This is a genomic window from Paraburkholderia lebeckiae (assembly GCF_014201005.1).
Taxonomy (GTDB): domain Bacteria; phylum Pseudomonadota; class Gammaproteobacteria; order Burkholderiales; family Burkholderiaceae; genus Paraburkholderia; species Paraburkholderia tuberum.
Window position 1 is genome coordinate 12,396 of the sequence record NZ_JACHDK010000018.1, and the last position, 19,380, is coordinate 31,775.

Annotated in this window: 14 protein-coding genes and 1 pseudogene; 11 read left to right on the plus strand and 4 right to left on the minus strand. The window is 64.6% G+C overall.

Going from position 1 to position 19,380, the window contains the following annotated elements; genetic code table 11:
- Positions 1-29 precede the first annotated feature (29 nt).
- The gene (locus HDG39_RS26260; RefSeq protein WP_184009918.1) at positions 30-1,289 is read left to right on the plus strand and encodes a S8 family serine peptidase; all 1,260 of its coding nucleotides are present in this window, start codon (positions 30-32) and stop codon (positions 1,287-1,289) included.
- 156 nt (positions 1,290-1,445) lie between these two features.
- Here the strand turns inward: HDG39_RS26260 and HDG39_RS26265 are convergent, their stop codons facing one another.
- Positions 1,446-3,281 carry a thiamine pyrophosphate-requiring protein gene (locus HDG39_RS26265; RefSeq protein WP_184009920.1) on the minus strand — a complete coding sequence of 612 codons (1,836 nt, stop codon included), beginning with the start codon at positions 3,279-3,281 and terminating at the stop codon, positions 1,446-1,448.
- A 99-nt stretch (positions 3,282-3,380) separates the two neighbouring features.
- Positions 3,381-4,283: a YihY/virulence factor BrkB family protein gene (locus HDG39_RS26270; RefSeq protein WP_184009922.1), complete on the minus strand. Its 903-nt coding sequence runs from the start codon at positions 4,281-4,283 to the stop codon at positions 3,381-3,383.
- 159 nt (positions 4,284-4,442) lie between these two features.
- Between HDG39_RS26270 and HDG39_RS26275 the strand changes: the two genes are divergently transcribed.
- From HDG39_RS26275 to HDG39_RS26305, 7 genes and pseudogenes are all read left to right on the plus strand, one after another.
- On the plus strand, positions 4,443-5,525 hold the full coding sequence (locus HDG39_RS26275) for a ligase-associated DNA damage response exonuclease (protein ID WP_184009924.1): 1,083 nt from the start codon (positions 4,443-4,445) through the stop codon (positions 5,523-5,525).
- 10 nt (positions 5,526-5,535) lie between these two features.
- Positions 5,536-7,209 (plus strand): ATP-dependent DNA ligase, encoded by a 1,674-nt coding sequence (locus tag HDG39_RS26280; RefSeq protein WP_184009926.1) that lies wholly within the window; start codon positions 5,536-5,538, stop codon positions 7,207-7,209.
- Positions 7,210-7,652: 443 nt separating this feature from the next.
- A complete protein-coding gene (locus tag HDG39_RS26285; RefSeq protein WP_184009928.1) occupies positions 7,653-8,129 on the plus strand; it encodes a response regulator in 477 nt (158 codons plus the stop codon).
- A gap of 269 nt (positions 8,130-8,398) precedes the next feature.
- A pseudogene (locus HDG39_RS26290) lies at positions 8,399-9,262 on the plus strand (glucose 1-dehydrogenase); the annotation flags it as partial.
- 560 nt (positions 9,263-9,822) lie between these two features.
- Positions 9,823-10,383, plus strand: coding sequence for a (2Fe-2S)-binding protein (locus HDG39_RS26295; RefSeq protein ID WP_184009930.1), 561 nt, complete (start codon positions 9,823-9,825; stop codon positions 10,381-10,383).
- The gene (locus tag HDG39_RS26300) at positions 10,380-11,387 is read left to right on the plus strand and encodes an FAD binding domain-containing protein (RefSeq protein ID WP_184009932.1); all 1,008 of its coding nucleotides are present in this window, start codon (positions 10,380-10,382) and stop codon (positions 11,385-11,387) included. The genes HDG39_RS26295 and HDG39_RS26300 overlap by 4 nt, the downstream gene beginning before the upstream one ends.
- On the plus strand, positions 11,384-13,645 hold the full coding sequence (locus HDG39_RS26305; RefSeq protein WP_184009934.1) for a xanthine dehydrogenase family protein molybdopterin-binding subunit: 2,262 nt from the start codon (positions 11,384-11,386) through the stop codon (positions 13,643-13,645). The genes HDG39_RS26300 and HDG39_RS26305 overlap by 4 nt, the downstream gene beginning before the upstream one ends.
- Positions 13,646-13,716: 71 nt before the next feature.
- Here the strand turns inward: HDG39_RS26305 and HDG39_RS26310 are convergent, their stop codons facing one another.
- Positions 13,717-14,139, minus strand: coding sequence for a PRC-barrel domain-containing protein (locus HDG39_RS26310; protein WP_184009936.1), 423 nt, complete (start codon positions 14,137-14,139; stop codon positions 13,717-13,719).
- Positions 14,140-14,435: 296 nt separating this feature from the next.
- Here HDG39_RS26310 and glgX point away from each other — a divergent pair, with 296 nt between their 5' ends.
- From glgX to HDG39_RS26325, 3 genes are all read left to right on the plus strand, one after another.
- On the plus strand, positions 14,436-16,649 hold the full coding sequence (gene glgX, locus HDG39_RS26315) for a glycogen debranching protein GlgX (RefSeq protein WP_184009938.1): 2,214 nt from the start codon (positions 14,436-14,438) through the stop codon (positions 16,647-16,649).
- A gap of 151 nt (positions 16,650-16,800) precedes the next feature.
- Positions 16,801-16,977, plus strand: coding sequence for a DUF2934 domain-containing protein (locus tag HDG39_RS26320; protein ID WP_013091710.1), 177 nt, complete (start codon positions 16,801-16,803; stop codon positions 16,975-16,977).
- A 95-nt stretch (positions 16,978-17,072) separates the two neighbouring features.
- Positions 17,073-19,142 (plus strand): AI-2E family transporter, encoded by a 2,070-nt coding sequence (locus HDG39_RS26325; RefSeq protein WP_184009940.1) that lies wholly within the window; start codon positions 17,073-17,075, stop codon positions 19,140-19,142.
- Between the two features lie 57 nt (positions 19,143-19,199).
- Here HDG39_RS26325 and HDG39_RS26330 read toward each other — a convergent pair whose 3' ends face one another.
- Positions 19,200-19,373, minus strand: a complete 174-nt coding sequence (locus HDG39_RS26330) for a hypothetical protein (RefSeq protein WP_184009942.1) — start codon at positions 19,371-19,373, stop codon at positions 19,200-19,202.
- Positions 19,374-19,380 lie beyond the last annotated feature (7 nt).

The following is a 19,380-nucleotide window of genomic DNA, read 5'->3' on the forward strand; positions in this document are numbered from 1 at the left end:
TGTCCCATCCGAACGTCTTCAGGAAATGCATGTTGTCAAAATTCATCAACGCTTGTCGCGTGGCCAGTGCGGCCATTTTCTGTACCTTCGTAATCCCTGTCCCGACTGCCCTGGCAGGCCCGGCCTGGCCAGCTTCGGCGACGATTCCGGTGAATCTGGGCGGGAACGTAGCTGGACAATATACGGACGCAGCCGGTAACGTCTTCGACGGAACGGGTTACACGGTAGTCGACATTGACGGTGCATTTCGCCCCGACAATCCAGCATTCCAGTCCTCTGCCGGGAAAGCGAAAATTATCAGCGAGGCATGTTTCGGCGCGACCGCTGGAGCGATATTTCCCGATCTCTGTGACTTACCGACTTCCACCGTTTCATCCAGCCTGAGTGGATCGCCCGTCAGTTACTACTTCTCGTCGCTGCAAAAGTCTTCCTATCCTTCGGACTCGCCGTTCAGCTCCTGCCGGCAAACAGACATGGCGACGAACCAGCTAGCCCTTTGCCATTATTTCCATGGTACGGCCACGGCGGGCGTAATCGTCGGCCAGCAGACTTCCCGCTGGGAAGGCAGCACCCAGTTCTTCTATACGGGTGCAGCACCGGGCGCGAATGTCATTGCAATCAAGGTTGGCGGAGGTGCCGGTATCGATGCCAGCAACACAACCGGGTGGCCCATCGATTCCATAGTCAACGCGCTGTGGTACGTGAACGGCGCGCTTCTTCCCCGGCCGGACCTTGGGCGGATCGTGGCGGTCAACATTTCTGCGAACGGCATGTCGGCGGCAGGTGATTTTCCATGCGACGCAAATTCGGATGGTGCCCGGATTGACGCCGTCGCTGCCGTCCTCAGGTCAAAGGGCGTTGCCGTTGTCATGGCGGCGGGCAACGATGCTGTCAACGGAACGGGTACGTGGACATGCGGAAACAATGTCATCGCGGTAGGCGCGACGGGCATCGTGAACCCGGCCACCCCCACGACGGATACCAACATTTCACCGCGCGTCGCACTCTTTGCTCCGGTCGGCAGCGCCAATCGCAACACCTATGACTATGTGCTTGCTCCGTGGCAAGGTCTCGGCTCGTTCTATGTCGAGGGCACATCGTTCGCGGCACCGCAAGTAGCGGCCGCCTTTGCTGTCCTTCATCAAAAGTTCGGCCCGAATGTGAGTGTGACGTCGCTTCTGGATCTGCTGCAACGCACGGGCACGAAACTCACAGGCACCCGGTCGGGGCAGGCCAGCCCCAATGCTTCGGTATTGAACATCCGTGCGGCGCTGAACGGGACGCCATAGTGCTGACTTGATGCGCGACTGGCGGCTCAGGCGGGCTGGCGACCGGCCTGCGGCGAAGCAGACCCAATGAGCGCGTGCACGGAGCGCGCGCCATTTTACCAGCCACGTTCTGCGTCGAACGTTGGCACGCACACGCGTCGTCGAGCCGCTATCGCGTCATTTGTCGTGACGCCCCGGCAGCACGGCACCGAGCACCTGCTTCGCCGTTTCGACCACCACGTTGCCCTGATCGGGGTCGCCCTTCATCAACGTCTCGGCGAACGCTTTGGCCTGCGCGAGCGTGACATGCGGCGGCAGCGGCGGCACGTTCGGATCGGACTTCACCTCGATCACGACCGGACGATTCGACGCGAGCGCGTCGTCCCAGGCGGTGGCCATCTGATCGGGATTGTCGACATAGATACCCTTCAGACCGATCATCTCCGCGAAGCGGTGATAGGGCACGGACGGAATGTTCTGCGAGGCCTCGAACTTCGGATCGCCTTCCATCACGCGCTGCTCCCATGTGACCTGATTCAGGTCGCCATTGTTGAGCACCATGCAGATCCAGCGCGGATCGCTCCAGCCTTGCCAGTACTTCGCGACCGTGATCAGCTCGGCCATGTTGTTCATCTGCATCGCGCCGTCACCGACGAGCGCGATCACGGGCCGCTCGGGGTACGCGAACTTCGCGGCGATCGCATAGGGCACGGCCGCGCCCATCGACGCGAGCCCGCCCGATAGCGAGCACATCATGCCGCGCTGCACTTGCAGATCGCGTGCGTACCAGTTCGCGACCGAGCCCGAATCGCTGGTGACGATCGCGTTCGAGGGAATGCGCTTCGACAGCTCCCATACCGAGAGCTGCGGATTCAGGCCATCTTTCGCGGGTTCGTGCGCGCGTTTTTCCAGCGTCTTCCACCAGTCGGACACCCAGCCTTCGATGCGCTCGCGCCACAGCCGATCCTTCTTTTCCTCGAGTAGCGGCAGCAGCGCGCGCAGCGTCTCGGCGCTATCGCCGACGAGGTTCACTTCCATCGGATAACGCAGGCTCAGCATGTCGGCCTTGATGTCGATCTGCACGCCGCGCGCGTCGCCTTCCTTCGGCAGAAATTCCGAGTAGGGGAAGCCCGAGCCGATCATCAGCAACGTATCGCAATGGGTCATCATGTCGTAGCTCGGCTTCGTGCCGAGCAAGCCGATCGAACCGGTCACCCACGGCAGATCGTCGGGCAGCGCGGCCTTGCCGAGCAGCGCCTTGGCGACGCCAGCGCCGAGCTTCTCGGCGATCGCGATCACTTCGTCGCTCGCGTGCAGCGCGCCCGCGCCGACCAGGATCGCGACCTTGCGGCCCGCGTTCAGCACGTCGGCGGCCTGGCGCAACTGCTCGTCGCTCGGCACGACGCGCGGGCGCGCGTAACCGATGCCCGAATGCAGCGTGCCATGCTTGCGCCCCGGCGGCTCGTAGGGGATGTCCTGCAGATCGTTCGGCAGTATCAGCGCCGTGACCGCGCGCTCGGCGAGCGCGATGCGCACCGCGCGATCGACCAGATGGCGGACCTGCGCGGGCATCGTCGCAAAGCCGACGAACGAGCCGGCCACGTCCTTGAACATCGCGGGCAGATCGAGCTCCTGCTGATAGTGTCCGCCGATCGCCGCGCGTGCCTGCTGACCAGCGATCGCGAGCACTGGCATGTGATCCATGCGCGCGTCGTACAGCCCCGTCAGCAGATGCGATGCGCCCGGCCCCGAGGTGGCGATGCACACGCCCAACTCGCCGGTGAATTTCGCATGCGCGGCGGCCATGAAAGCGGCCATTTCTTCGTGTCGAACCTGGATGAATTCGATCGGGCCCGGCTGATCCGTGCTTTTGTGGCGTTTCTTCGCTTCGCTCTGCGCGCGGTTCAACGCCCCGAACACACCGTTGATGCCATCGCCTGGATAGCCGTAGATACGCCGCACGCCCCATGCATGCAGCCGCCCGATGATGAAGTCGCCGACGGTTTCAGCCATGATCCTCGCTCCCTCGATAACCAGTCGATGCCGCCGCGCGAAATCGGCGGCCATGGTCGGTATCGAGCGAGCAAGGGTTGTTCCTTGCGACTGGCTTGCTTAGCCGGTCTTGATCTTGGGTTGCGGCGCGTCGAGCGGTTCGCGGCCGAAGCGCTCGTATTGCGATATCACCTGCGCGCCGAACAGCAGCAAGGTGGCGAGCCATTCGAAGCTGAGCAGGATCACGATCGCCATCGTCAACGAGCCATAGACGACGCTGACCTGCGACAGCGTGGCGAAATACCAGACCAGCACGTGCCGGGTAATTTCCCACAACACGCCGGCCACCACGCCGCCGATCAGCGCGTGTTTGATCGACGGACGTCCCACCGGCATCACCAGATACACCGAGGTCAGCACGAAGATTTCGCCGGCGAGCCCGAACAGATACAGCACCACTCGCGAGAAGCCCTGCAACGACACATGCAGGCCGAACAGTCTGAGTCCTTCTGCGCCGATCGTGTCGAGCGCGCTTGACACGAACGTGACGATCAGCAGCCCCACGCCGAGAAACAGGATGTAGCAGTACGGCAGCAGCGCCGAGATCAGGAAGTGGCGCCGCTTCACGACGACGCGATGCACGAAGATCAGCGACATCGCGTTTTCGAGCACGGTGAATGCGAGCGAGCTGAAGAAGATCATCGTCAGCAGCAGCACCCAGCCGATCACCGCGCGATGCTGAAGAAAATTCGACAGCTCACGCACGAGCGCGGCCGACTGCCCGGGCACGAGCCAGCGCAGCAGATGCGAGAGCGCGTCGAGCACCAGCTGTTGCGGTACCACGCGCGACAGCACGATGACGACCAGGATCAGCAGCGGCACGATGGACAGCAACGCGTAGTACGCGACCGCGCCCGCGAGCAGCAGCCCCTGGTTCGCGCGAAACGCTTTCAGCGTTTGCAGCAGGAAGCGCCAGGGATGTCTGGCGATATACAGCGCTTGCTGGTCGAGCAGGATCGGCATGAGGCCTCGCGGTGCGCGCCGGGCACTGCCGGAGGGCAGCCGCTCACGACACGCCTGTGTGCTTTATATACCGTAAGCAGAAACAGGGCCATCAATGGCGCGGCATATAGTTTGCTTGGCCGCGTTCGCAAGATCGCGTTCCTTTCCCGAGGACAGCCGATGGATCAGTCGTCGCGTCAGACCAACACCGCGCCGCAAGCCAACGATCTGGTGATCGCGCGGCCGGAGGGACTGTATTGCCCGCCCGGCGATTTTTACATCGATCCGTGGCGGCCGGTCGAACGCGCGGTGATCACACATGCGCATTCCGACCACGCGCGTTTCGGTCATCAGCGCTACCTGGCCACGCGCGCGGGCGCGAGCGTGCTGCTGTCGCGGCTGCGCGGCATCGCGCTGCACACGCTCGACTACGGCGAGCCGCTGACGATCGGCGCGGCGCGCGTGTCGCTGCATCCGGCCGGGCACGTGCTCGGCTCGGCGCAGGTGCGGATCGAATACGCGGGCCGCGTGTGGGTGGCGTCGGGCGACTACAAGCTCGAGGCCGATCCGACCTGCGCCGCGTTCGAACCGGTGCGCTGCGATACGTTCATCACCGAATCGACGTTCGGTCTGCCGATCTATCGCTGGGATACGCCGCAAAGCGTGTTCGATTCGATCGATTCATGGTGGCGTCACAACGCCTCCGAAGGGCGCGCGTCGGTGCTGTTCTGCTATTCATTCGGCAAGGCGCAACGCGTGCTCGCGAGCGTCGATGCGGCGATCGGGCCGATCTTCTGCCACGGCGCGCTCGAGCCGCTCAATCGCGCGTATCGCGACGCGGGCGTGCGTCTGCCGGCGCTCGGTCTGGTCGGCGAGATTGCCGCGAAAGACAAGGGCGTATTCAAACAGGCGCTGATCGTCGCGCCGCCGTCCGCGCAGAACAGCGCGTGGCTCAAGCGCTTCGGCGACTACAGCGATGCGTTCGCGTCGGGCTGGATGCGCCTGCGCGGCGCGCGTCGCCGGCGCGGCGTCGATCGTGGCTTCGTGCTGTCGGATCACGCGGACTGGCCGGGTTTGCAAACGGCGATACGCGAGAGCGGCGCCTCCCGCGTGATCGTCACGCATGGTTCGATCGAACCGATGGTGCGCTGGCTCAACGAGCAGGGCCTGCACGCCAGCGCGTTCGAAACGCAATACGGCGACGATACCGTCGAAGCCGACGCAGCCGGCGCCGACGAAGCACCGGCGGCGAGCGAACCATGACGGGCACCGTATGAAACGCTTCGCGGCTCTCTACACCGCGCTCGATGCGACCACGTCGACGCACGACAAGCTCGCGGCGCTGACCAGTTATTTCTCGGTGGCCGACCCCGAAGACGCGGCATGGGCGTCGTATTTCCTCGCGGGCGGCAAGCCGCGTCAACTCGTGCCGACGCGTTTGCTGACCGAAATTGCGCGCGAGCGCGCCGGCTTGCCCGAGTGGCTGTTCGAGGAGTCGTATCACGCGGTGGGCGATCTGGCCGAGACCATCGCGCATATCCTGCCGCCCGCGTCGCGCAACTCCGAGCTGGGTCTCACGCAATGGATCGAGCAACGCATGCTGCCGTTGCGCGGCCTGCCGCCCGACGAGTTGCGCAGGCGTCTGCTCGGCTACTGGGACGAACTCGACTGGGGCGGTCGTTTCCTGCTGACCAAGCTGATCGGCGGCGGCTTTCGTGTCGGCGTCGCGCGGCAACTTGTGGTGCGTGCGCTCGCCGAAGTGGCCGGCGTCGATCACAAGCGGATCGCGCAACGAATGGTCGGCTGGACCGATTCGCAACAGAAGCCCGATGCGGCGCGCTATCTGCGTCTGATCGCGCCGCAGACCGACGACGCTTCGCAAGCGCACGCGCCTGAACACGATAGCGACCTCGGCCTGCCGTATCCGTTCTTTCTCGCGCATCCCTTGCAGACCGATCCGGCGACGCTCGGCGATCCCGCGCACTGGCTGATCGAGTGGAAGTGGGACGGCATACGCGCGCAACTCGTCAGACGCGGCGGCCGCGTGTGGTTGTGGTCGCGCGGCGAGGATCTGATTACCGATCGTTTTCCCGAAGTCGCGGCATTGGGCGAGTCATTACCCGATGGCTACGTGATCGATGGCGAGATTCTCGCGTGGGAGCCCGGCGCGGCAGCGCCATTGCCGTTCGCGCGGCTGCAACCGCGCATCGCGCGCAAGACGCTGACGCGCAAGATACTCGCGGATTCGCCCGCCGCGCTGCTCGCATACGACCTGCTCGAAGCGAACGGACAAGACCAGCGCATGAACCCGCTCGTTGAACGGCGCGCACGCCTCGATGCGCTGGCCAGCTCAGTCGACGGCACGCTCGCGCGTGGTCTGCTGCGCGTATCGCCGCTCGTCCTCGCAGCGGACTGGACCGCGCTCGCGGCGTTGCGCGACGAGAGCCGCGCGCGCGGCGTCGAAGGTTTGATGCTCAAGGAGCGCGAGTCGATGTACGGCGTCGGTCGTACCAAGGCGTCGGGCACGTGGTGGAAATGGAAGATCGAGCCTTATGCGGTGGACGCTGTACTTGTTTACGCGCAGCGCGGTCATGGCCGTCGCGCGAGTCTTTACACGGACTATACGTTCGCGGTGTGGGACGAAGCCGACGGCGTGCGCACGTTGGTGCCGTTCGCGAAGGCCTATTCAGGGCTCACAGATGAAGAGATGCGTCGGGTCGATGCGATCGTGCGCAAGACCACCGTCGATAAATTCGGTCCCGTGCGCAGCGTGACGCCAACGCTCGTGTTCGAGATCGGCTTCGAAGGGATACAAGCGAGTTCGCGTCACAAGTCCGGCGTGGCCGTGCGTTTTCCACGCATGCTGCGCTGGCGCACGGACAAACATATCGACGACGCCGATACGCTTGCGATGCTGAAAGGCTTCATCGATAATCGTGCGGGATAACCCGCAGAGCACAAACCCCTAACATGTCGAGCATTTTTTTATCGGCATCGTCGCTTATTCTTTGGATAAGACCGCGTCATCGATTCGCGCCATAAGTACGATTGCGGCTTGCATTGCGTGGACCCCTCAATCCGTTGAAATACCGATATCGTGCGACGCCTCTGAACGAGACGGACCGCACAAGGACAGTGCGTCGATCGATGTTGCGCAGCGCGCACATCGCAGGCGCCGTCATTCAAACGCCGTGATGAATGGGCACGCTGAATCCCGCATTCCAGGTGATTGCAACGTCGGAATGCGCGACCAGGCGTGCTGGCCGCGGCATCGTCCGAGCGAAGCGGAAATAACAGAAAACCGGTCGTAGTCCGGCAGACGCAACGGGATCGAATCTTGCACGTGTGGCCCGGATGCCCTTCAGGGCCAATGAAAAAGGGCGAGAAAAAATGACTGTGTTCAACGACAACGTGGACAGCAGCGACGACGTGCTCGTATGGCGGCCGATCCGCTATGCGATGGCCGCGCATCGTCGCGTGCTGGTAGTCGACGATTACCGGGAAGCGGCCGATGCGCTGCAAATGCTACTGACGGCCGACGGCTTCGAATGCCGCGCGCTCGACGATCCGTTTGCCGTGTGCGAGACCGCGCGCGAATGGCAGCCGTTCGCGGTGGTGCTCGACATCAAGATGCCTGGACTCGACGGGCTCGAACTCGCGCGGCGGCTGCGCGCGCATCCGCAGACTTCACACATGCTGCTGGTCGCGTGTACCGCGTTTGCGTCGCGCGACGATCGCGCGCTCGCGAAGGCCGCCGGCTTCGATGCGCACTGCGCCAAACCGTTGACACCCGAGCGTCTGCTGCGCGTGCTCGAATCGGCAGCGGCGTTGCATGCGGCGGAGCCATCATCTGAATCACGTTGTTAGCGAAAACTCACTGCCAGTTCTGTTATTTCTGCACGGTCGTCGGCAGAAAATCGCACTCGTCGCTCTGCGAATCCGTTTGTCATCAATCTGCCATCTGTCCGCCACCGTTCTGTCCAACGCAGTTTCTTAAGCCATGCGTGCCCCTGCGCTGCCCGGCGCGCAGGAGTTTCCTCTCGCTATCGCATGCAGGCCCACTCGTTGCTGAATGACCGATGATGCGGCGTGATCGTGCGCGCCGCCCATGTTCATCCGCACCGAGGAGATCCGACATGAGCGACACGCAACGTCCGGCACCGTCGTTTCCTGAACAGCAGCAGGACCACACGCCCGGCCGCACGGCCGACATGAACCCGCAACCGGATCACGGCGAGAAAACCTATGAAGGATCGGGGCGTCTCGCAGGCAAGGCGGCGATCGTGACCGGCGGCGACAGCGGCATCGGCCGCGCGGTCGCGATCGCGTTCGCGCGCGAAGGTGCGGATGTGCTGATCGCCTATCTCGACGAAGACGACGATGCGCGCGAGACCGCGCGCTGCGTCGAGGACGCGGGTCGCAAGGCGGTGCTGGTGGGCGGCGATATCCGCGATCGCAAGCATCGCGATGCGATCGTCGACAAGGCGATCGAGGCATTCGGCCGGCTCGACGTGGTGGTCAACAACGCCGCGTATCAGATGAGCTATCCGTCGCTCGATGCGATCAGCGACGAAGAATGGGACAAGACCTTCGATACCAACATCGGCGCGATGTTCAGGATCACGCGCGCGGCGGTGCGCCATATGAAGCCGGGCGGCGCGATCATCAATACGTCGTCGATCAATGCCGATCATCCGAATCCTGGCCTGATCGCGTATGCGACCACCAAGGGCGCGATCCAGAACTTCACCGGTGGCCTCGCGCAATTGCTCGCGGAAAAGGGCATTCGCGCGAACTGCGTGGCGCCGGGACCGATCTGGACGCCGTTGATTCCATCGACGATGCCGGCCGACAAGGTCGAGCAGTTCGGCAAGCAGGTGCCGATGAAGCGCCCCGGCCAACCGGCCGAACTGGCCGCCGCGTACGTGATGCTCGCGTCGGATGAAGCGAGCTACATCTCGGGCGCGACCATTGCGGTAACGGGCGGCGCGCCGATTATTCAGGTTGTCGAACTGATGGCGGCATGGCCGCCTGCGCTCACGTACGAGGTTCGCGCAGTGGGTTTTCATAACGTCATAAGGGAGAGTGCCATGAAGATCGATGTATCCGTCAAACTGGGTGCCGCGCTCGTTTCAGGCTGCCTCGCGCTAGGCTTTGCGCAGGCGGGCTTTGCGCAGACCGGTACCAATCCGTCCATGCAAAACGGCAAGTCTGCCGCGCAACCCGGCGCAAGCCAGGAAGAGTCGCGCACGCCGGATACGACCAGCGCGAACAATGCGAACGGCAATGTCGGCGAATCGGGGGGCGCCACCAATGGCGTCGCCGGCGGCGGGAATGGGAAAACCACCAACAAGCGCTTCAAAGGCGCGACGCCGCCGCGCGCGGGTAGTGGGGCGGGGCAATAAGCGATCCGTCGAGCGCGTCGGCCTGCCTCGCGACGCGCCGGACGCCGCGGCGGCATCGCGCTCGCGCGCTGTCGCCGCTTTGCATGGGTTTGAGTTGCGTTGAGTTCCGTCGCGTGTCGCATTGCTTGCGCGATGCCTTGTGAGGAGGAAATCCGATGGCTACCCCCGATGCTGAAACCGCCCGGGACGACGCGCCCGCGTCGCATGCATTGACGTTCGAGATCAACGGCGAGACGCGGCGCTTCGACGTCGAAGCGTGGACCTCGCTGCTCGATCTGCTGCGCGAGCATGCGCACCTGAGCGGCACCAAGAAGGGCTGCGATCACGGTCAATGCGGCGCTTGTACGGCGATCGTCAACGGCCAGCGGATCAATACCTGCCTCGCGCTCGCGGTCGTGTACGACGGCGCATCGATCACGACGATCGAAGGTCTCGCGAACGGCGACACGTTGCATCCGTTACAGCAGGCGTTCATCGATCACGACGCGTTCCAGTGCGGCTACTGTACGCCCGGACAAATCTGCTCGGCGCACGCGATGCTCGAAGAAGGACATGCGCGCTGCGCGGACGATGTGCGCGAGCAGATGAGCGGCAATCTGTGCCGCTGCGGCGCGTATACGAACATCGTCGCCGCGATTCTCGACGCTGCGCATTTCGGTGATGAGGACGCAAGGCAAGACAGTGCGCTCGCGAATAAATCTGGAGCGCGGCCATGAACCGCTTCTCGTACACGCGCGCCGATGCGGTGCAGGATGCGCTCGAACGGCATCGTTCGGACACGGGCGCCGCGTTCATCGCGGGCGGCACGAATCTCGTCGACCTGCTGTGCGAAGACGTGGCGCGCCCGGCTTTGCTCGTCGACATCAACCGTTTGCCGCTCAGGCAGATCGAAGCGTCGGCGCAAGGCGGCCTGAAGATCGGCGCGCTCGTCACCAATAGCGCGCTCGCGTATGACGATACCGTCGCGACGCGCTACCCGCTGCTCGCGAAGGCGATCCTGGCGGGCGCGTCGCCGCAGATTCGCAACGTCGCGACGGTCGGCGGCAATCTGCTGCAACGCACGCGCTGCTACTACTTCTACGACATTGGCACGCCGTGCAACAAGCGCGAACCCGGCAGCGGCTGTCCGGCGCTGCACGGCGTGAACCGCATTCACGCGATCCTCGGTGCGAGCGAGCACTGCATCGCCGTGCATCCGTCCGATATGTGCGTCGCGTTGGCGGCGCTCGGCGCCACCGTGCATCTGATCGGCAATGACGGCGCACGCACGCTGCCGTTCGCGGATTTTCACCGGCTGCCCGGCGATACGCCGCATATCGACACCAACCTGCGCGACGACGAACTCGTGGCCGCGATCGAACTGCCGCCGCAAGGCTTTGCCGCGCATCACGCGTACGTGAAGGTGCGCGACCGCGCATCGTATGCGTTCGCGCTGGTGTCGGCCGCGGTCGGTGTCGAACTCGATGACGAGTCGCGGATCGTCGACGCGCGGTGCGCGCTCGGCGGCGTCGCGCACAAGCCGTGGCGCGATCCCGCCGCCGAAGCCGCACTGCGCGGCGAGACGCTGAACGCGCGAAGCTTGCGCGATTTCGCGGCGACGCTGCTGCGCGGTGCGCGCGCCCAGCGCGACAACGCGTTCAAGATCGAACTCGCGGCGCGCGTGATCGTGCGCGCCTTCGGCGAGGCCACACAACGTTCGTTCGAGGAGGCCGCGCGATGAACCGTGCCGAAACCTTGCCGTCGACAGGCGGTCCGAAGCCAGCCACCGGCGTCCCGCATTCGCGTGTGGACGGGCCCGTCAAAGTGACCGGCGCGGCGCAATATGCCGCCGAGTTCTGCGCCGAAGGGCTCGTGTATGGCGTCGTCGTGTCGGGCACGATCGCGACGGGCAAGATCGTGTCGATCGATACCTCGGCCGCCGAGGCGCTGTCCGGCGTGCTGCTCGTGCTCACGCATCGCAAGCGCCCGGCGCTGCCGTCGGACGTCGACGCGTTCAAGGACATGATTGCGCCCGGGGGCACGCCATTGAGGCCGCTGTGGGACGAGCGCGTGTGGTACAGCGGGCAGCCGGTCGCGCTGGTGGTCGCGCAATCGCTGGAACTGGCGCGCTACGCGGCATCGCTGGTGCAGGTGCGTTACGAGGCCGGCTCGCACCAGACCGATATCGAGGCCGCGTTGAAGAGCGCCGTGCCGCCGTCGGCCGAGAAGGGCGGCTTCGATCCGCCTCCGCCCCCGCGTGGCGACCCACGCAAGGCCTTGGCCGATGCAAAGGCGCGCGTGGACGCTTTCTACACGACACCACCGGAGTATCACAATCCGATGGAAATGCACGGATGCACCGTGGTGCCCGATGCGCAAGGACGCTTGACCGTCTATGAAAAGACTCAGGGCGTCGTCAATACGAAGGGCTATCTGACGCGTGTGTTCGGTTTGAAAGACGACGAAGTGCACGTGGTGTCGCCGTTCGTCGGCGGCGCGTTCGGCTCCGGCTTGCGGCCGCAATATCATCTGGCGCTCGCGGTGATGGCCGCGCGCGAACTGACGAAACCCGTGCGCGTCACGCTGACCCGGCAGCAGATGTTCACCTTCGCGCATCGTCCGCAAACGGTGCAGCGCGTCGCGCTCGGCGCGTCGGCGGATGGCCGCCTGCAGGCGGTGATCCACGAGGCGGTGTCGGAAACCTCGCGCTACGAGGACTACTGCGACGTGGTGGTCAACTGGGCGGGGCAACTGTATCGATGCGACAACGTGTCGATGGGCTACAAGGTCGTGAAGCTCGACGTGCCGACACCGGCCGACATGCGCGCGCCCGGCGCGACACAAGGGCTCTTTGCGCTCGAAGTCGCGATGGACGAACTGGCCGAGGCATTGCGGATGGACCCGCTCGAATTGAGGCTCGTCAACTATGCGGAGCGCGACGCGAACAGGAATCTGCCGTTTTCGAGCAAGGCGCTGCGCGAGTGCTATCGCGAAGGCGCGGCCCGCTTCGGTTGGGCGGGACGGCCGCTCGAGGCGCGCGCACGCCGCGACGGCAACGAATTGATCGGCTGGGGCATGGCGACCGGTGCGTGGGACGCGATGCAGAACGAAGCGACCGCACGCGCGGTATTGACGCCCGATGGCCGCGTCGAGGTGTCGAGCTCGACCGCCGATATCGGCACCGGAACCTACACCGCGATGACGCAGATCGCCGCCGACTCGCTCGGCGTGCCGCTCGGCGACGTGAGCTTCGAACTCGGCGACACCCGGCTGCCGAAGGCGCCGATCGAGGGCGGATCATGGACGGTGTCGTCGGTGGGCAGCGCAGTCGATGCCGCGTGTACGCGCCTGCACAACCGTCTGGTTGAACTGGCGCGCGAATATGGTGGGGCACGGTTCGCGTCGGCGACTCGCGAACACGTGCGGCGCGAGCACAACCGGCTCGTGTGCGGCCCACACGCGGACGACTCGATCGCGATTGCGACGCTGTTGCAGCGCGCCGGGCTGGACGAACTCGAAGAGCAGGCCAGCGTGAAGCCGCACGAAAAGCAGCAGGCGTATTCGATGGGCACGCATTCGGCGGTGTTCGCCGAAGTGCGCGTCGACGAAGCGCTCGGCACGGTGCGGGTGACGCGCGTGGTCAGCGCGGTCGCGGCAGGACGCATCGTCAATCCGAAGACGGCGGGCAATCAGGTCGCGGGCGGCGTCGTGTGGGGCATCAGCATGGCGCTGCACGAGCACGGCCAGTTCGATCACGCGCTAGGACGGCAGATGAATCACAATCTCGCCGAATATCACATGCCGGTGAATGCCGACATTCACGAGATCGACGTGCTGTTCGTCGACGAGCGCGATGACATCGTCAATCCGCTCGGCGTCAAAGGTGTCGGCGAAATCGGCGTGGTGGGCGTGGCCGCGGCAGTGTGCAACGCGATCTGGCATGCGACCGGCAAACGCATCCGCGATTTGCCCATTACGCCCGACAAGCTGCTCGGCTGACTACGCCCCTGAACGCATGTGCATGGATGCCCCGTTGCCGCGTCGATCAATTCGACGCGGCAACGCCGCGCTCAATCCGCGTACTTGAACTCCGGCAACGCCTCGATCGATTTCTTCGTCGCCTCGGGCAGCACGATGCGCCGGTTGTCGATCTGCAGATCGTTGAACGGCACGGCGACCAGATGCTTGCCCATGCCGAGAAAGCCGCCGACCGACAGGATCGCATACGTGGTGCGCTCGGTGCCCGGCGACACGATCAGATCATCGAGCGTGCCGATGTTCTCCTTGTTGCGGTTGTACACGTCCGCGCCCGACAGCTTCGACGCGCGATAGCCGCTCGCGAGCTGCACGACGTCCGTGCGTTTTTCGGTGATCGCCTGGGGCGCGCCTTGCGCGAACGCGCTGCCGCACGTGCCCAACGCGGAAATCAGCGTAATCGCGGCGAGAAGCGATGCGGACGCGGCCAGCGGTTTGATCTGCGTGTTGCGCATCATCTGTGTTCTCCCTGTTTGCTGTCGTGGCGTTTCGACGGCGCGCCGATGCGCGCGCCTTGCCGCAATGCTGCAAATCTCATGCCGCGACTTTGATCTGAGGGAAAACGAGGCGGATCAGGCCCATAACTTGCTGGACGAACCGGCCTGCTGCTTTCGCGCGGGGCAACGTCCGGCGCGCGGGCCTCGAATGCCTACACTGGAACAATGCGCAGCAAAGAACATGGGGAAAGGCAGTTGAAAAAAAACACGTGCATGGTCCTGAGATACCAACCTCCTTGCAGCCACTGAGAACACCTATGTCATCCCCACCCAGCTACTCGACGCGCATTTCCGAAGGCACGCCTTTTCCGCTTGGCGCGACATGGAACGGCAGTGGCGTCAACTTCGCGTTGTTCTCCGCGCACGCAACCAAAGTCGAACTGTGTCTGTTCGATGAAACTGGCCAACACGAACTCGAACGGATCGAGCTGCCCGAATACACCGACGAGGTATGGCATGTGTTCGTACCGAATCTGAAACCGGGTGCCGTCTATGGATATCGCGTGCATGGTCCCTACGAGCCCGAAAACGGGCATCGCTTCAATCCGAACAAGCTGCTGCTCGATCCCTATGCGAAGGCGCACATCGGCGAGCTCAAATGGGCGCCGGAAATCTTCGGCTATACGCTCGGCTCGGAAGAGCTCGACCTGTCATTCGATGAACGCGATAGCGCGCCTTTCGTGCCGAAGTGCAAGGTGGTCGACGCGAATTTTTCGTGGAGCCATCCGGAGCGCAACGCGCTGCCGTGGGAGCGCGTGATTCTTTACGAGACGCACGTGCGCGGCTACACGAAACGTCATCCGCGGGTGCCCGAGCATTTGCGCGGCACGTTCGCGGGTCTGGCGCAGCAGCCGGTGCTCGACCATATCCGCAGCCTTGGCGTGACCTCGGTCGAGCTGATGCCGATCCAGACTTTCGTCAACGACAGCCATCTGCTCGACAAGGGTCTCACGAACTACTGGGGTTACAACACGATCGGCTTTTTCGCGGCCGATCCGCGCTTTTTCGCGTCGTCGACCGAGTCGGTCGGCGAATTCAAGGAGATGGTCGACCACTTTCACCAGGCCGATCTCGAAGTGATACTCGACGTCGTGTACAACCACACGGCCGAAGGCAACGAACGCGGCCCGACAGTCTCGTTCAAGGGCATCGACAACGCGTCGTACTACCGGCTGATGCCCGACGAGCCGCGCTACTACATCAACGACACCGGCACCGGCAATACGCTGAACCTGTCGCATCCGCGCGTGCTGCAGATGGTGACCGACAGCCTGCGCTACTGGGTCACCGAAATGAAAGTGGACGGCTTCCGCTTCGATCTCGCGACGATCCTCGGCCGCGAAGATCACGGCTTCGACGAGGGCGGCGGCTTTCTCGACAGCTGCCGCCAGGACCCGGTGCTCTCCAGCATCCGGCTGATCGCCGAGCCGTGGGATTGCGGCCCCGGCGGCTATCAGGTGGGCGGTTTTCCGCCGGGCTGGGCCGAATGGAACGATCGCTTCCGCGACACCGCGCGCGCGTACTGGAAGGGCGACGAGGGCACCGCCGCCGATCTCGCGACGCGCGTCACCGCGTCGGGCGACAAGTTCAATCATCGCGGCCGGCGGCCGTGGGCGAGCGTGAACTTCATCGCCGCGCACGACGGCTTCACGCTGAACGATCTGGTCTCGTACAACGACAAGCACAACGAGGCAAACGGCGAGGACAACCGCGACGGCCATTCGGACAACAAGTCGTGGAACATGGGCGTCGAAGGACCGACCGACGACGCCGACATCCGCCAGCAACGCGAGCGCCAGAAGCGCAATTTGCTCGCGACGCTGCTGCTGTCGCAGGGCACGCCGATGATCCTCGCCGGCGACGAATTCGGCCGCACGCAGCAGGGCAACAACAACGCGTATTGCCAGGACGACGAGATCAGCTGGGTCGATTGGGATGCGATCGACGACGACGGCCGCGCACTGACCGAGTTCGTGCGCAATCTGACCACATTGCGCCACCGCTTGCCGGTGCTGCGGCGCGGCCGTTTTCTGACTGGCGAATACAACGAGACGCTCGACGTGACCGACACGCGCTGGCTATCGCCGGACGGCACCGACATCACTGACGAGCAGTGGGCCGATCCGGCGATGCGCTGCTTCGGCCTCGTGATCGACGGCCGTGCGCAGGCGAGCGGCATTCGCCGTCTCGCGTCCGACGCGACCTTGCTGCTGGTGCTGAACGCGTATCACGACGTCGTCAACTTCACGCTGCCCGACGTTCCTGAGGGCGAGCGCTGGACCTGCCTCGTCGACACCAACATGCCTGTGCGCGCCGAGCTGCCGCAATTCAGCGCGGGCGATGCCTACCAGGTGACCGGCCGCTCGCTGCTGCTGCTCGCGCTCGAAGCGCCGAGCCGCGCAACGCAGCGCGTGTTCGACCGCCTCGAAGAGCAGTTGACTTCCGACGAAGGCGACTCCGCGCCAGGCTAGTGCAGGCTGGCGAGCGACGCCAGCCCCGTTGCAAAAGCGAGCCGCAGCACAGGTACAAGGTTTGCTCCTTCTGTTGTTGACGATACGCACGCGTCTGCGATCTTCGCCACGGCAGGCGTGCGCACGCAAACGGCCAAGCTGGAGTGAACAAATGGAACAGGAACCGAGCGTCGACGAGCAGATCCGCATGCGCGCCTACTATCTGTGGGAGCAGGCGGCCGAGCCGAAGGGCACGCCCGAGCAATACTGGGAGCAGGCCCGCAGCGAGATCGAGAAGGAGGCACCACCGGTCGAGAGCGGGCCGGTGTCGGGCGATACGATGAAATAGACATCGCTCAACGGTATTGAGCAATAAGACTCCGAGCCGGCGAACCGCGTGCGGCTCAGGGACCGTTTTCCCATGCCCGATTTTCGCTCCGCAAGATGAACGACACACCCGAGCCGCGCGGCACGAGCCCCGCCGCGCGCATTCAGGCGGCCTCCACCGCACTCGGTATCGAGGGCCTCGTCACGTTCGGCGTCGGCGTGATCGCGGTCGCATGCCTGTACGTCGCGAGCGCGGTGATGATTCCGATCACGCTCGCGATCCTGTTGAGCTTTCTCGTCGCACCGCTCGCCGATGCGCTGTCCCGGCTCAAACTCGGCCATGTCGCGTCGGTGTGCGCGGCGGTCCTGATCTCGGTGTCGGTCATCGCGCTGCTGTGCGCGGTAATCGCCACACAGCTGACCGATCTCGCGGCCGGCATGCCGCGCTATCAGGCGACCATCCAGCACAAGATCGACACCGTGCACAGTCTGACGATCGGCAAGCTGAACCGTTTCGCGAGCGAGGCGGGGCAGGCATTGCAGCGCGCGACGATCGAGCCGCCGCAGCCGCGAGCGCCGAACGGCGCGGCGGCCGCGGCGAGTCCGCAGGCGTCGACGGCGGTGCCGGTGGAAGTGCGCGAGCCGGTGCCGACGCCGTTCGAGCTCGCGCGACGCGTGCTGTCGCCGGCCATCAGTCCGTTGGAAACCGCGTTAATCGTTTTCGTCGTCACGATCGTGATCCTGCTGCAACGCGACGACCTGCGCGATCGCGCGATCCGGCTGTTCGGCTCGCGCGACCTGCACCGCACGACCACGGTAATGGACGAGACCGCGCGGCGCTTGAGCCGCTACTTCGTGTCCCAACTCGGCGTGAACACCGGCGTCGGTGTCGTGATCGGGGCGGGGCTATTTCTGATCGGCGTGCCGAGCCCGATCCTGTGGGGCATTCTCGCGGCGCTGCTGCGGCTCGTGCCCTACGTCGGCATCTGGATCGCGGCGATACTGCCCACCGCGCTCGCCGCCGCGGTCAGTCCCGGCTGGGCGATGGCGATCTGGTCGCTGGTGCTGTTCGTCGTCGCGGAACTGGCCGTGGGGCAGGTGGTCGAGCCGCTGCTGTATGGGCGCAGCACCGGCCTGTCGCCGTTTTCGGTGGTGGTCGCAGCGATCTTCTGGAGCTGGATCTGGGGGCCGATCGGGCTGATCCTGTCGACACCGTTGACGCTGTGTCTCCTGGTCCTCGGCCGGCACGTGCGGCGTCTCGAGTTTCTCGACGTGCTGCTCGGCGATCAGCCCGCGCTGACGCCAGTCGAAAACTTCTATCAACGCGCGCTCGCCGGCGATCCGGATGAAGCGATCGAGCAGGCCGAAGTGCTATTGCGCGACCGCTCGCTGTCGGCCTACTACGACGAAGTCGCGATCAAGGGCTTGCGGCTCGCGGCCAATGACCTCACGCGCGGCAGCGTGACGAGCGCGCAACTCGCGCGCATCGAGTCGACGACCAACGACCTGGTCGACGGCCTCGACGGCTACGAGGATCGCGAGCCCGCGCCGCTCGCGACGCAGGCGAACCCGGGCGCAGTGGGGCCGCTGGCGTCCTCCGACGAAACGCAGGCCGCGCGGGCGATGCCACGATCGGTCGACGCCGCGAACAGCGGCATCGGCACCACTGCGGTCACGCCTGAACAGATCCACGGCCCGGAGCAGGGGGCGTTCAGCCAACCGTCCGCCGCCGCGCCCGTATTCGCCTGGCATGCGCCGACGAGCCGCGTGTTGTGCCTGCCGGGCCGTGGCCCGTTCGATGCGCTCGCGACGATCATTCTGCTGCAGTTGCTCGGCAAGCACGGCTTCGCGGCGCGCTCGCTGCCGCACGAGGCGGTGTCGCGCGCATCGATCGACAGCCTCGTGGCGGACGACGTGGGCATCGTCTGCCTTCTGTATCTGCAGATCGACGGCATACCATCGCATCTGCGCAATCTGATCCGGCGCATCCGCACGCGCTTGCCGAATGTGTCGATCGTGGTCGGCCTTTGGACACCCGAGGATACGCAGCAGTGGAGCGCGGAACAGCAGGAATCGCTGGAAGCGGAGTGCTCCGTGACGTCGTTGCAGCAGATGCTGGCCGCGTGCCGTCGCATCGATGCGACGCGAACGGTGATCGCGGAGCCGCAGTTCGAGCATGGCCGTTAGGTGGTTTTCCTGAACAATCGTTGCTGATGCGTCCCGGCATCGCGGCTTGTTATCCGTCTATTGACCGGCGGGCTTGTCGTGCCCGCCCTTTGACTTGTCCTGCTCCGGCTCGATCTTCGTGGTGCCGCCCGTCGAAGGCGGGTCGCTAGCCGGGAAGCTGTCTTCGACCTGCTTGTCGATCTGCTGCTCGCTCTTTTCCGCGTGCGGATGCTTTTCCTTGTTTGTCGTCATGGTGGCT